The sequence below is a fragment of the Flectobacillus sp. BAB-3569 genome (genome assembly GCF_002270355.1).
Taxonomy (GTDB): Bacteria; Bacteroidota; Bacteroidia; order Cytophagales; family Spirosomataceae; genus Flectobacillus; species Flectobacillus roseus.
This window is the reverse complement of sequence record NZ_NJFZ01000022.1, coordinates 170,240-183,599: the sequence shown is the minus strand read 5'-3', so window position 1 is coordinate 183,599 and position 13,360 is coordinate 170,240. Positions and strand designations below refer to the sequence as shown.

Below are 13,360 nucleotides of genomic sequence, written 5' to 3'. Positions count from 1 at the left end.
ACTAAAATCATTGGTACAATTATGATGAATACAGGTTCGGTAGAAGAAAAAACACGCTATTCTGAAGAAGAATTGAAGGAGTTTGAAGAGCTAATCACTAAAAAATTAGATGATACTCGTAGTGAATTAAATTACATCCGTGAAGCTCTACACAAGCGTAACGACCCAGGTACTGATGTGACTTCGGGAAGCTCAAAGTTGATGGAAGATGGTGCTGATACTTCTGAAAAAGAAAGTATGAGCCAGTTGGCTGCTCGCTTACAAAAGTTTTCAACTCAGTTGGAAAATGCTTTGATTCGTATCAAAAACGGCACTTATGGTGTTTGTATCGATACTGGTAAGTTGATCCCTAAAGAACGTTTGAGAGCTGTGCCTCATACACAACAAACCATTGAAGCAAAACTCATGAAGCAACGTTAATCACGTTTGTCAACCGAGTTTCTAGTGCTTTTACTTAAAGATTGGCTAGCCTCTAGAAAATCTTCTGGTAATTCGTGTGCATTTATTTTAAAGCTTTTTATATAGACACCATTCTCAACGTGGTGTCGCAAATTTTTATCGTCTTTCTTTATCAACCAACTTTTCACACTATGAATTACCGCTACTCGTTTAGCATTAGCATATTAAAGCGGGCAACCGCTTTTTTGCTTTTAATGCTTACTCATTTATCGTTTGCTCAAGTGGCAGACAGCTATTATTTGCCACAAAATGTGAAGTATGACCCTGCCATTCCTACCCCACAGCAGTATTTTGGCTTCCAGGTAGGCGAATGGCATATCCAACACGAGCAACTTGTTGGATACATGAAAAAAGTCGCTGAAGTTTCTAACCGTGTCAAGCTTGTCGAATACGGTAGAACTTACGAAAACCGTCCGCTCCTCCTCCTGACGATTTCTTCTCCAAAAAATTTGGCTAATATCGACCAAATCAAAGCTGAACACCATAAACTTGTTGAACTAGACAAATCGTCGAGCCTCAAAACTGCCGATATGCCAATCGTTGTTTGGATGGGATACTCAGTACATGGTAACGAAGCTAGTGGGACTAATGCCTCTCCTTTGGCAGTATATTATTTGGCAGCAGCACAAGGAGCCGAAATAGATTCAGTGTTAAATGAATCGGTGATTTTGGTAGACCCACGCATCAATCCAGATGGTGGCGAACGTTTTTCGAGCTGGGTAAATGCCAATAAAAGCATGAACTTAGTAGCTGACCCAAACAGTCGTGAGTTGAATGAAACTTGGCCAGGTGGTCGCTATAACCACTATTGGTTTGACCTTAATCGTGACTGGTTGTACACACAACACCCTGAAAGTAAAGGCCGTATTGTGAAATACCATGAGTGGAAGCCAAACATTTTGACTGACCACCACGAAATGGGTAGTGGCTCGTCATTCTTTTTCCAACCAGGAATTCCAGCACGTACGCACCCGATTACGCCAAAGAAAAACATTGAATTGACTGAGAAAATCGGGAAATTCCATGCCTCAGCATTAGATAAAATCGGCTCTTTATATTTTACGAAAGAAGGTTACGATGATTTTTATTACGGAAAAGGTTCGACCTTCCCAGATGCACAAGGTTGTATAGGTATCTTGTTTGAACAGGCTAGTTCACGTGGACATTTACAAGAAACGCCTAACGGTCCGATGAGTTTTGCCTTTACGATTCGTAATCAATTCACGACGACCCTTTCGACACTTCGCGCTGCCAAATCAATGCGTCAAGAATTGTTAGATTACCAACGCACGTTTTATCAGGAGAAAAACCCTAGCGCTACGCAAGCTTACGTTTTTGGTAATACAACAGATCATGTGAAGACTCATGAAATGATCCGTATTTTACGTCAGCACGACATTGAAGTATATCGTTTGTCAAAAGATGAAACAGTAGAAGGTAAATCATTCAAAAAAGAAAATTCATATGTAGTGCCACTTTCACAACCACAGTATCGTTTGGCTCAGGGTATTTTTGAAAAACGTACCAAATTCGAAGATTCACTTTTCTATGATATTTCAGCATGGGGAATGCCATTATGCTTCAACGTACCTTATGGCGAAGCAAAAACTCCTGTAGCATTAGGTGAAAAGATATCTAAAAATGATTTCCCTAAAGGTCGCGTAGTTGGTACAAGCAATTACGCTTACTTGTTTGAATGGGACGGATATTTTGCTCCACGTGCAGCCTACGAATTGCAGAAAAAAGGCTATAAGCTCAAAGTTGCCACAGAGCCATTTACAGGCGTTATCGAAGGTGGTACCAAATCTTTTGACTATGGTACAGTCGAAATCACCGCAGGTGGTAACCAACTAAGTAACCTCGACGGATTACGTGCTTTGTTAGAGAAATTGGCAGAACGAGATGGCGTTGATTTCTACGCTGCTCCAACAGGCTTAACGCCAACAGGTATAGACTTAGGAAGTAGCTATTTTGCCCCAATGCGCGCACCACGTCCATTGATGATTACAGGAGCAGGTATCAATCCAAACGATGCAGGAGAAATTTGGCACTTATTGGATACTCGCGTAAACTTACCGTTGACGATGTCTGATATTGCCCAAGTAAACCGTATGAGCCTTGACAAATACAATACCTTGATTTTGTCGAGTGGTGAGTATAGTGCCTTGAATGAAGAGAAAATCAAAAACTGGGTACGTGCAGGTGGTACGCTAATCGCTGTAACAGATGCTGTACCATGGGTAGCTTCGAAAGGACTTTCACCTGTAAAAATCAAAAATACGCCAGCAGATACCACTTCAAGTCCAAAACCTTATGCTTTGGCTGAACGCTACAAAGGCGCTCAATTGATTGCTGGAGCTATTTTTCAAGTAAAATTAGACCCAACTCACCCTATTGGCTACGGTTACAAAGAACCAACTTTGAGTGTATTTAAGGACAATACGATTTTCTTAGAAAAAATCAAAGATCCATACAATGCACCACTAATTTACTCAAACGATCCGTTGGTTAGCGGGTACATTACTGAGCCAAATAGAAAGACGATGAAGAACACTCCAGCGGTAGTTGCTACGGCTTACGGAGCAGGAAAAGTTATCGTGATGACTGACAATCCTAACTTCAGAGCTTTTTGGTATGGAACTAATAAGTTATTTTTGAATGCTATTTTCTTCGGAAGCAATATTCTTTCTGGTATCAGAGGGGGCGACGAGGATTAATATATAGCCCGAACCCTAGTTCGGAGTTCATTTATAAACCTCCGAACTAAGGTTCGGGCTGATTCAAAAATATGAAACTTTTAGAACCCAACGGCTTGGTCGATAATTTGTACAAATATGTACAAACTCAGATTGAACTTACTCAAATAGAAGTTCAAGAACGCATTGAAGCAGCCATCAAAAAGCTGGTATTGCTACTTGTTTTGGGCATAGTTTCTGCCATTTTCCTTGTCTTTGTCTTCATTACTTTTGCCCTTTATCTAAATCATGTTACCCACAGTGACTTTTTAGGATTTGTGATTGTCACAAGCCTATTAGGTATCATAACAGGGCTAGTATTTTATCTTCTCAAACAACCTTTACAGGAAAATGAGCCCCCTAAAACTAACTCAATCGAAACAATTGAGCAGTAGTCGGTAACTCATTTTTACAGAATTTTTACAGAAAAGAACACTTTTTTTCCTAGTTTTGAACGCAAAGAGCTTTCAACACGCCAAGGTCGTGCGTGTGCTTTATGCTTCGATTGGTTATTCTTTAGTTTACAAAAACATATTTTTTGTGCTAAAGTCCTGTTTTTTCACACTGTTGAAAAGGTTTATAAATCGTTTTTCAAAAATCTTTCGAGATAAAAGCCCTATCCCTTATGTTACCAGCATTGAGTTCTCAAAACATAGCTGCTCGTAAAGAGCAATTGCAACAAGAAGCACAGGAATATAAAAATAAAATAGACACACAAGTAATCACTCTCAAAACCGAAGCTACTAAAGTTGGTACAGCCACTTTGGTCATTGGTGGCGTTTTGTTTGGAACCTATTTGCTCTTCAAATGGCTTTCGCCTGCCGATAAAAAAACGAAGGTGAAAGAAATTGTCTATGATGAAAATACTAATCTTCCCGTAGCCGTTAAAGAACCCAAAGAAGAATCATGGATTATTAGCTCAATCAAAGGATATATTATGTCCTTTTTGATTGCCATTGCTAAAGACAAAATCTTAGAGGCGATTTCGCTGATGAAAGAATCTATTAATGCTGATGCAGACGACAACAACAACCTTACTCCAACAACTGAATAGTTTTCGACAACAAGGCAAAAAATCTCTTGCTGTCCTTATCGACCCTGATAAGGTAGATGAATCTTCTTTATCGAAGTTGTTGGGACTGTGTAATATTTCTCCAATCGATTTCTTTTTGGTGGGTGGTAGTCTCATTACCACTCCTTCTATACAGTCTGTGATTAGTCAAATCAAATCACAGACCTCCAAACCAGTCATTCTTTTTCCTGGCAATAGCTTGCATATCGAGCCATCGGCCGATGCTATTTTGTTTCTATCACTACTTTCTGGACGCAATCCTGAGTTTTTGATTGGTCAGCATGTGGTAGCAGCTCCTTTGCTCAAACAAAGTCAACTAGAAGTATTATCGACAGGCTATTTGCTTATTGAGAGTGGTCGCCCGACAACGGTTTCGTATATGTCTAACACCACACCTATTCCCAATAACAAGCCTGAAATAGCAGCTTGTACCGCTTTGGCAGGACAATATTTAGGAATGAAATTGATTTATCTGGATGCAGGAAGTGGCGCAGAAATACCTGTTCCTGCCAAGTTGATTCAGGCAGTGAGAGGGATGATTGATATTCCGTTGATTGTAGGAGGAGGCTTAAATACACCAGAAAAGGTAGTTCAAGCCCTAGAAGCAGGGGCCGATATTATCACGATTGGCAATGCCTTTGAGGACAAACCAGAGTTTTTGGAAGAAGTAGCAAAGGTTTTTGAAAAATACAATCAAGCTTTTGTTTGATTTTGAGCCCTTTCTTCATTTTTCTAATGATAACACTACTCATGATAGCCTTGAATTTGGGGTTAACAGATGTTTTTTTAACATTTTATTAAAGTTATCATTTTTTCAAAAGGTGTTCTATCTGCTCTAATTGCACTTGGAATGGATAATTAACATATACCATATTATCTTCATTCAAAGAATATCCTGTTTTATTTTCATTCTGAGCTTTCAAAAGGCAATTGTATGCTTCACTAATGCGATGTAGAGATAGAAGGGTTTTTGCTTTATAAAAATTAGCGTCGCTTAAATTGGGATATTTATCTAAACACTTATTGAAATTTATCAGAGCTTTCAAGTATTTTTTTTGCTTTAGCTTCAAAACTCCCGCATAATACCAATCCATATAATGTGTTTTTTCCTCAGGTTTTGAAATACAGATTTTAAGGTATTTCTCAGCTGAATCGAGCGTATTGAGCTTTAAATAAGATACTCCTATGTAGAAATAGTAACTGTGATCCATTTCAAACGCATTAGGTTGTTTTTTAGCTATTGCCATAAAATCAATAATGGCATTTTTGTAATCTCTCACAAAAATGCATTCCATAAACCCTTTGTACCCAAGCCAACGTGCTGTGTCTAACTCTACTGCTCTATTTAGATTTTTCATGCCATTATAATAATCTCCATTTTTAAAATATGGCATCGCCTTCTGCTGCCATAAATAGGCATTACTTGGATCTATTTCAATCAGTGAATCAAGACAATATTGCCACTCATGAGTTGTATAGCTGTACTTTTTCCAAGGAGTGGCGTTTTGACTAATAACTGAAAGAGAAGATATGAGAATAAACAATAAACTATGGAATGATTTCATTGACTTGGCCATTAACTATTTTGAACGAAAAATAAGCATAATAATTTATCGGTACTGTCGTCCCATCTTGATTTGTACCAACAAACTTTTCCCATTTTTTAATCCCTTAACCAATTCTAGAATATGTACTTTATAGTTTTCGGGGAACTCTCTCTTTTGATATTTATCATCTATTTCGTACAAATGAAAAAAGCCTGAATTACCGTGACAATTCACAACAAATCTAATCGTGATGATTCCATTAATTTGAGGATCATACTTGAAAAGCTTATTCAAGGTTTTAGCACAGGAATCTACATTGAGAGGATATTTATAGCGTAAACTGTAATATTGATATATAGATTCTTTTTTTCCACAAATTGTGAATCCAGAAGTCGTATCAAATGGGTATTCTCCAGCGCCAAAATGTTCTATAATTGTTGCATTTTCTTGTGCAAAAAGATTGAGAGAGCCTAGATAGAGTACAATGAACACTAAATATCGTAATTTCTTATAGAAGCACATGAATATATGGGTATAAATTACAAACATAGTTATCCACTATAATTTATCTTACCAAGTATTCGTTTTTTATCGTTGAGATTTAAAAATTACATTAGTGACTTTGATATATACAATGCGTCTATCGGATATAGAATTTAGAGTTAGTACTGTAAGAAGGATTTCATGATGTTCGGAAACATTCATTTCATGAGCATTTTTGCCGTAGCGGCAACCCTTGCGGTTGCCATGTGGAGGTGAGCAATCGCAAGGGTTGCCACTACTACAATTTTATCTTAAATACAAAACTTAATCCTTCATACAGTCCTGATTTAGAGTTATTAATTTTTAACGATAGTTTCTACCAATGGATATATTTTCTACAAATCTGATACGATACCGACAAAATTTAAACCTTACTCAAGAATATATTGCTGAAGAACTTGGCATTAGACAAAGCACCTATTGTGAATGGGAAAAGGGACGCTCCCCAAAACTAAAATACCTACCGAAGTTAAAGGAGATTTTGAGACTGAAAAGTATTGACGAGCTTTTTAAAGATTCTTACCTTCATAAAAACGAACAGAGTGAAATATAAACGATTTCAAGAACTCCTATTTTGTACTATTTGAGCGCCTTATACACCACATCCATTACTTTTCTACGAATACCTAAAGTATTTATTTTGGTATTTTCGGCTGAAGTATTTACTCTATTAGACAAAAATACAAATACGATTTCTTTGCTTGGGTCTACCCATACGAGCGTACCCGTGTAGCCTGAGTGTCCATACGAGGTGGGTGATACCAAAGAAGATATATAGCTACTAGAGCCTCCTGCTGGTAATCTATCCCAGCCCAATGAGCGATGGCTTCTTGGTGATTTGGTTTGGGTAAAATATTCGACAGTACTTTCTTCCAAATATTTTTTGCCAGCATACGAGCCTTTAAGTAAATTCATCTGCATCAAAATAGCCAAATCTTTTGCCGAACTAAACAAACCCGCATGACCTGATACACCTCCCAACATGGCAGCAGTTTGATCTTGTACCGTTCCTTGTAGCAATCTCTCTCTAAATACCTTATCGTTTTCAGTAGGTGCCATTTGTACTTTTGGAAAACGTTGTAAAGGATTATAGCCCGTAGTGGCAAGTCCTAGAGGTTGATAAAAGGTGTTTTTCACCAATACATCAAGGGTTTGTCCTGACACCTTTTCTACCAAATGTTGCATCATAATCAAGCCCAAATCACTGTAGACAAATCCGTAGTGCCCCTCTTTGTCTTTTTTGCCAGTCAATGATGATTGAATTACCCAATGCCAAACAGAATCACGAATGGCAGTTTTGGCATACATTCCTTCGGCTACTTGCAATGGATATTCCGACGATTCGGTATTGCTATAATATTCATTTTTCCAACCTAAAGATGTACGTGTACGGCTCCAAAAAGGAATGTAAGCTACCAATCCTGCCTGATGCCAAAGCACATCTTTGATAGTCATATGTTCTTTATTCGTGCCACGTAACTCCTCTAAATAAAAAGAGACCTTTTGTTCAAGGTCTATTTTCTTTTGATCATATAAAGCCATAATGGCTTGTAAGGTGGCAGACACTTTGGTCACTGATGCCAAATCATAAATCGTTTGGTCGTTGACAGGATTGCTGGACGACTCATAACTTAGTCGTCCGAAGTTTTTTGATACACAATTTGCCCTTTACGAGCTACCACCACTTGACAGCCCGGGAAGGCTTTCTGTTCAATGGCATTCTGAACAATCGTATCTATTTGATTGAGGGTTGTGGTATTAAAACCCAAACCTTCAGGATTACCATCTTGTACTAAACCTGTTTGATTGGTAATGATACCATCCCCAGCTTTGTAAAGTCCTTCTACAGATACTGGAAGTTTTCCTTTGGCTGAAAGTCTACCAAATATTACATTAGCAACTGCTTTGTGCGCTTCTGGTACATCCTCATAGCCACAAATAACAGTTTTTGACTCGTTGAAATATTTTAAACTATAAGGGTTTCCAAAAACGCATAGAATAACATTGGTTTTCTTTTCTAGTTTTTTGATAAACTCCTGCATTGAAGTACTTACGCCATAGCGTGTGTAGGGCGTGTTCTTCAAATCATGAATACCAACAACCACCGTACTAGTTGAATCTACCGAACGAAGGACTTCATTGTAAAATGCCTCAGAATTTTTGCCTCCACTAGTAAAATGTTGGAAGTTACCGTATTGATCTAATGCTCTTTCAAAACCATTATCAGGATTAATGTCGATGCCCACGGATACCAGTTTTTTATCGGCTGCACTCATGGGAAGTAAAGTTTGGTCATTTTTTACCAAAGTCACTGCATTGTTAAATAACTCCTGACGAATCGCTGCCGCCTCTTGCGTATGAAGGTCTTGATACAAATTGGTAGTTTCGACGTACTTGAATTTATTTAACCCTACCCAATATTTTGCATGTAAAATTTTCTTTACTCTATAATCTACCTCCGCTTGTGGAATCGTACCATTTACGATAGCTTCTTTTATTTTTTTGATACCTTCTGGAATATTTTCAGAGTATAGCAAAATGTCATTTCCTGCTAAAAAGGCTTGTAAATCTACGCCTCCAGGAATATGAGGCGACGTTTGAACGCCACGCATATTCAAGGCGTCTGTAATGACTAAGCCTTTGAAACCCATTTCTTGTTTTAATAAATTCGTTACAATCGTTGGAGAAAGCGTAGCTGGTTTCCAATCATATACTGGTACTTGGAGGTGCCCAACAATAACAGACTTAATAGAATCATTAATCAATCGTTGGAAAGGATATAGCTCCATATCCTTAAGGCGCTGTGCACTGTATGCCAATTGCGGCAAAGTACGATGCGAATCGCCATGAGTATCGCCATGCCCAGGGAAATGTTTGGCGCAAGCAAGCAATTGTTCGGCCTGCATTCCACGCATATATGCACTACTTTTGGCTGCTACGTTTTCACGCAATTCACCAAAAGAACGGTGTCCAATAATTGGGTTGTTAGGATTGCTGTTGATATCTACTACTGGAGCAAAATTGAGGTGCACACCCAAACGCTTACATTGTCGAGCAATTTCTTGCCCCATACGATAAATCAGGTCGTTGTCTTGAATTGCACCAAGGGTAATTTGTTTTGGAAAAGCCATCGTATAATTCATACGCATCGCCAAACCCCATTCGCCATCGATGGATACTAACAAAGGAACACGAGCCTGCGACTGAAGACGGTTATTGATTTGAGCTTGAAGGTGAGGTTCGCTTTTGAAGAAAATTACGCCGCCTACTCCATAATTGTTGACAAGTGTTTCGACTTTTTTGAAATGCCCTTCGCCATTATTAGGATGCACCGCTAACATAAAGAACTGACCAATTTTTTGGTCGTCAGTCAAGGTTGCAAATACACTATCAACCCATTGGTTTTCAAGTAAAATACTGCTAGTGTTGAAAAGAGGAGCATTAGGCGGTGTAAAAACCATATTTGCAATTGGGTGCGCAATTGCCACACGACGCACGCGTGCACGACTTTTGCGTGAACGACTGCTTTTACGACTCACATGGCGACGCTTTCGGGCTCTTTGTTGTTCAAGAGGTGAAGCCGACGAAACATCTGTTGCCACAACAATGGCACCTAACAATAGTGTTATAATACAACTTAACGCTAATAATCTTTTCAACATCATCTTCTCTAATTTCCTATTCAGTCTATTGCTAAACTAAACGAATTCAATGGCTAGGTTATCTTTTATTGTCCGTTTTGACAATCATTTTCCACAAAAACCTCTCCTCAATCCTAAATCCACAAAACAAATTTTCTTTTAAATAACAAATTTACCATAAATACTTTGGCATTAAAAACCTGAAACCAAACTTATTATCAATTGAGTGATTTGTGATTGAGTGTTTGAGTGATTTAGGTATTAATACAGAATTGAGAGTCATGCATTAGGGTTGTACGAAGGATTTTATTTTGGTCAAAAGAACTCTTTTGCTTAGATTTTTTGATGTAGTGATAAGGACATTTTCTAGAATTACATTATTACCCTTTTAAAGAGCTCTGTAGGAGCTGATGAAAAAATTAGTTTCTGAAAAACTCCCGAGTAAACTACCATAGCGCTGTAGTGTAATTAATAAGGCTAATTTTGCACCAATATGTGTCAACCCGAACTTTAAAACAAAGATGATTCTATAAATTTCATTAAAAAAGCGGTCGGAAATTGTTTTTCCGACCGCTTTTTTGGGTAATAATATGCGGCTTTAGACGTACAGTATTGCATCTCTACAAGCAATATTCATATTAAAAATAATCACTAAATCGCACAAGCACTCATTCACTCAATAAACCCCAAACTACTGCTCCATCAAATACGCTTTGATAAATTCATTGATTTCACCGTTTAATACAGCATCAGTATTTGAAGTCTGATAGTTGGTTCTATGATCTTTTACACGACGGTCGTCGAGGACATAACTACGAATTTGTGAACCCCATTCTATTTTTTTCTTTCCTGCTTCTACCTCGGCACGAGCGGCATTACGCTTTTCGATTTCGATTTGATAGAGTTTGGATTTCAACAATCGTAGGGCTACTTCTTTGTTTTGTAACTGCGAGCGTTCCTGCTGACAAGCAATAATAATTCCAGAAGGCTTGTGTGTCAAACGAACCGCAGTTTCTACTTTGTTTACGTTCTGACCACCAGCACCACCCGAACGGAAGGTATCCCATTCAATATCGGCAGGGTTTACATCAATTTCGATTGAATCGTCGGCCAAAGGATACACATATACAGAGGCAAATGAGGTATGACGACGAGCATTAGAGTCGAAAGGTGAAATACGAACCAAACGGTGTACACCATTTTCTGACTTAAGATTTCCGTAAGCAAATTCGCCATCGATTTCGAGCGTTACCGACTTGATACCCGCCACATCGCCATCGTTATGGTCTACTTCTCTTACCTTAAACCCGTTTTTCTCGCCCCACATAATATACATACGCATCAGCATAGCGGCCCAGTCTTGCGACTCGGTTCCTCCTGCCCCAGCGTTGATTTCTAATACGGCAGACATATTATCGCCTTCGTCAGACATCATTTTACGGAATTCGAGTTCTCCAAGTTGGATTTCAAGTTTTTCACCTTCAGCATCCACTTCATCTTCCGAAGCTTCGCCAAGATCATAAAACTCAAAAATGGTCTCTAAATCACCCAAATGTCCGTTTGCTTTATCAAAACCTGATGTCCAGAATTTCAATTCACGCATTTGACGCATGATGCTTTCCGCTTTTTTGGGGTCATTCCAAAATTCAGGATCTAGCGTGATTGTTTCTAATTCAGAAATTTGGTACTTCTTGTTATCGTAGTCAAAGATACCTCCTCAAAGCCTCTACTCTGGCTTTCAGGTCATTGAACCTGTCTCTTGTCATGTTGTTTGATTGTTTTGATTGAGGTGCAAAGATAGCGCATTTTTAGGGAAGAAATAACAGCGACTTTGGTATTCGGATTGAGGATATTTGATTTCAAATTTGTACTAATTTATCAAAATAGGGCTGGTAAATTTTATTCTGAAAGCCAATTCACCTATCTCTATTTCGTCACCCAATCATGTGAAATAGTCTTTAAAACGGCTTTTCTGAAAAAGCCTCACTATGAGTATTTTAGAAAAACGTTGCCTTTTTTTGACCACATCATTGGGTGATAATTAAATCTGAGCCTCAATTCTCGACGTTAGTTAGATACACAAGTCTTCAAAAGACGGCTTTACGTCCTTTACTTTATTCCCTTAAATTATTCCTTATTTATGAAAACTAACAAATTCCTTACATTGGCCCTAGCTGTAATGGGCGCTGGTATGATTCAATGGTCTTGTAGCAAAAACGAAGATAGCATCGAGCCTGTTCAGCAAGACCCTAACGCACCCAAAGGTCAAGTACGCATTGGTGTGACAGATGCTCCTATCGACAACGCCGAAGTCAAAGGTGCTTTTGTTACTATCACAGAAGTACGTGTTGATGGTAGAGTTTTCGATGCTTTTAAAGGTCCCAAAACAATTAATATTGCAGAGCTTAACAACGGTAACTTCCTTACACTCGGCGAAGGACAGTTACAAGCAGGTACTTATTCGAAGTTGACTTTTTTCTTTGATTATGAAAAAGATGCCATGGGAAATGCACCAGGGTCTTACATTCTTAAGGCTGATGGTACAAAAAGTAAACTAGTTATTTCGGGAAATGCTCGTAACTATCTTGACTTAAACACCAAACCATTTACTATTAATCAGGATGGAACAACCGACTTGATGGTAGACTTTGATTTGAGAAAAGCCATTAAAACATTCAATGACAATGCGCAAAAACAATACTCTTTTGTAACGTATGGAGAGTTGCAATCTTCGATTCGAGTAGTCAACAAAACGGCTACAGGTACGATATCTGGACAAGTGAGTGGTTATAATTCAGCCACAATGGGTAATGTCGTAGCCTTTGTGTATAAAAAAGGCGAGTTTAACCAAAATGTTGAAACAAAAGGTCAGGGAGAAAGTGCTGTAGAATTTAAAAATGCCGTATCGAGTGCCAAAGTAGATGCCGCAGGTAATTTTAAAGTATCATTCTTGGAAGAAGGTGATTATGAAATCCATTTTGCTTCCTTCAAAAGCTCTGGCGAGGCAAACTCCTCGGTGGCACTAAACTCATTCTTGAATCTTTCAGGAAACCTAGATTTAACAAAACTATCTGTCAAAAGTAGTACAGAGGTACGTTTATCATTGTCGATCAAAGGTTTTCTAGGCTTGTAATAAGTAATAGAGCATAAACAACTCATGTTTTATCCGAAAAACACTGGCTAAAGAGTGCTTATACCTTGAATTTATATCTTAACTTAATTTGTTTTGACGATCCTCCTTCGAGTTTTTGAAGGAGGATTTCGTTTTTTACCGAGAGGCTTTACTGCTTTTGAATATTTATACTTCTTCCTCAATACCTTGAAGTTATCAAAATTGATAGATGAAGTATAAACTGTATAAGT

12 protein-coding genes are annotated in these 13,360 nt (G+C 38.3%); 7 read left to right on the top strand and 5 right to left on the bottom strand.

Going from position 1 to position 13,360, the window contains the following annotated elements; genetic code table 11:
- The first annotated feature begins 21 nt into the window (after positions 1 to 21).
- The 5 genes from BWI92_RS20680 (at position 22) to BWI92_RS20660 (ending at position 4,975) form a co-directional block, all read left to right on the top strand.
- On the top strand, positions 22 to 420 hold the full coding sequence (locus tag BWI92_RS20680) for a TraR/DksA C4-type zinc finger protein (RefSeq protein WP_229241904.1): 399 nt from the start codon (positions 22 to 24) through the stop codon (positions 418 to 420).
- Positions 421 to 653: 233 nt separating this feature from the next.
- Positions 654 to 3,176 (top strand): M14 family metallopeptidase, encoded by a 2,523-nt coding sequence (locus BWI92_RS20675; RefSeq protein WP_229363425.1) that lies wholly within the window; start codon positions 654 to 656, stop codon positions 3,174 to 3,176.
- A 71-nt stretch (positions 3,177 to 3,247) separates the two neighbouring features.
- Positions 3,248 to 3,589 carry a phage holin family protein gene (locus BWI92_RS20670; protein ID WP_095166368.1) on the top strand — a complete coding sequence of 114 codons (342 nt, stop codon included), beginning with the start codon at positions 3,248 to 3,250 and terminating at the stop codon, positions 3,587 to 3,589.
- A gap of 230 nt (positions 3,590 to 3,819) precedes the next feature.
- Positions 3,820 to 4,248, top strand: coding sequence for a hypothetical protein (locus tag BWI92_RS20665; RefSeq protein ID WP_095166367.1), 429 nt, complete (start codon positions 3,820 to 3,822; stop codon positions 4,246 to 4,248).
- Positions 4,208 to 4,975 (top strand): geranylgeranylglyceryl/heptaprenylglyceryl phosphate synthase, encoded by a 768-nt coding sequence (locus BWI92_RS20660; RefSeq protein WP_095166365.1) that lies wholly within the window; start codon positions 4,208 to 4,210, stop codon positions 4,973 to 4,975. Before BWI92_RS20665 ends, BWI92_RS20660 begins: the two co-directional genes overlap by 41 nt.
- A 97-nt stretch (positions 4,976 to 5,072) precedes the next feature.
- Here the strand turns inward: BWI92_RS20660 and BWI92_RS20655 are convergent, their stop codons facing one another.
- Together BWI92_RS20655 and BWI92_RS20650 are read right to left on the bottom strand one after the other, a co-directional pair.
- Positions 5,073 to 5,831: a tetratricopeptide repeat protein gene (locus tag BWI92_RS20655; RefSeq protein ID WP_141234859.1), complete on the bottom strand. Its 759-nt coding sequence runs from the start codon at positions 5,829 to 5,831 to the stop codon at positions 5,073 to 5,075.
- 45 nt (positions 5,832 to 5,876) lie between these two features.
- Entirely contained in the window at positions 5,877 to 6,305 is a 429-nt protein-coding gene (locus BWI92_RS20650; protein WP_095166360.1) for a hypothetical protein, read from the bottom strand.
- Positions 6,306 to 6,678: 373 nt separating this feature from the next.
- Between BWI92_RS20650 and BWI92_RS28925 the strand changes: the two genes are divergently transcribed.
- Positions 6,679 to 6,909 (top strand): helix-turn-helix transcriptional regulator, encoded by a 231-nt coding sequence (locus BWI92_RS28925; RefSeq protein WP_095166358.1) that lies wholly within the window; start codon positions 6,679 to 6,681, stop codon positions 6,907 to 6,909.
- Positions 6,910 to 6,935: 26 nt separating this feature from the next.
- On the opposite strand, the gene BWI92_RS28360 is transcribed toward BWI92_RS28925, so the two are convergent.
- From BWI92_RS28360 to prfB, 3 genes are all read right to left on the bottom strand, one after another.
- Positions 6,936 to 7,931, bottom strand: coding sequence for a serine hydrolase (locus tag BWI92_RS28360; protein WP_229363432.1), 996 nt, complete (start codon positions 7,929 to 7,931; stop codon positions 6,936 to 6,938).
- A 56-nt stretch (positions 7,932 to 7,987) separates the two neighbouring features.
- Positions 7,988 to 10,021: a glycoside hydrolase family 3 protein gene (locus tag BWI92_RS28355; protein WP_229363416.1), complete on the bottom strand. Its 2,034-nt coding sequence runs from the start codon at positions 10,019 to 10,021 to the stop codon at positions 7,988 to 7,990.
- Positions 10,022 to 10,688: 667 nt separating this feature from the next.
- Positions 10,689 to 11,763 (bottom strand): peptide chain release factor 2 gene (prfB, locus tag BWI92_RS20635; protein WP_141234858.1). Its coding sequence is split into 2 segments (ribosomal slippage): positions 10,689 to 11,702 and positions 11,704 to 11,763, totalling 1,074 coding nucleotides; the frame shifts between segments, so codons are not numbered across the junction.
- A gap of 374 nt (positions 11,764 to 12,137) precedes the next feature.
- Here prfB and BWI92_RS20630 point away from each other — a divergent pair.
- The gene (locus BWI92_RS20630) at positions 12,138 to 13,130 is read left to right on the top strand and encodes a DUF4382 domain-containing protein (protein ID WP_095166356.1); all 993 of its coding nucleotides are present in this window, start codon (positions 12,138 to 12,140) and stop codon (positions 13,128 to 13,130) included.
- Positions 13,131 to 13,360 lie beyond the last annotated feature (230 nt).

Excerpts from the sequence above, each read along its gene's own strand:
- BWI92_RS20680 (WP_229241904.1), top strand. The coding sequence starts at position 22 with ATGATGAATACAGGTTCGGTAGAAGAAAAAACACGCTATTCTGAAGAA.
- BWI92_RS20675 (WP_229363425.1), top strand. The coding sequence starts at position 654 with ATGCTTACTCATTTATCGTTTGCTCAAGTGGCAGACAGCTATTATTTG.
- BWI92_RS20670 (WP_095166368.1), top strand. The coding sequence starts at position 3,248 with ATGAAACTTTTAGAACCCAACGGCTTGGTCGATAATTTGTACAAATAT.
- BWI92_RS20665 (WP_095166367.1), top strand. The coding sequence starts at position 3,820 with ATGTTACCAGCATTGAGTTCTCAAAACATAGCTGCTCGTAAAGAGCAA.
- BWI92_RS20660 (WP_095166365.1), top strand. The coding sequence starts at position 4,208 with ATGCAGACGACAACAACAACCTTACTCCAACAACTGAATAGTTTTCGA.
- BWI92_RS20655 (WP_141234859.1), bottom strand. The coding sequence starts at position 5,831 with ATGAAATCATTCCATAGTTTATTGTTTATTCTCATATCTTCTCTTTCA.
- BWI92_RS28925 (WP_095166358.1), top strand. The coding sequence starts at position 6,679 with ATGGATATATTTTCTACAAATCTGATACGATACCGACAAAATTTAAAC.
- BWI92_RS28355 (WP_229363416.1), bottom strand. The coding sequence starts at position 10,021 with ATGATGTTGAAAAGATTATTAGCGTTAAGTTGTATTATAACACTATTG.
- BWI92_RS20630 (WP_095166356.1), top strand. The coding sequence starts at position 12,138 with ATGAAAACTAACAAATTCCTTACATTGGCCCTAGCTGTAATGGGCGCT.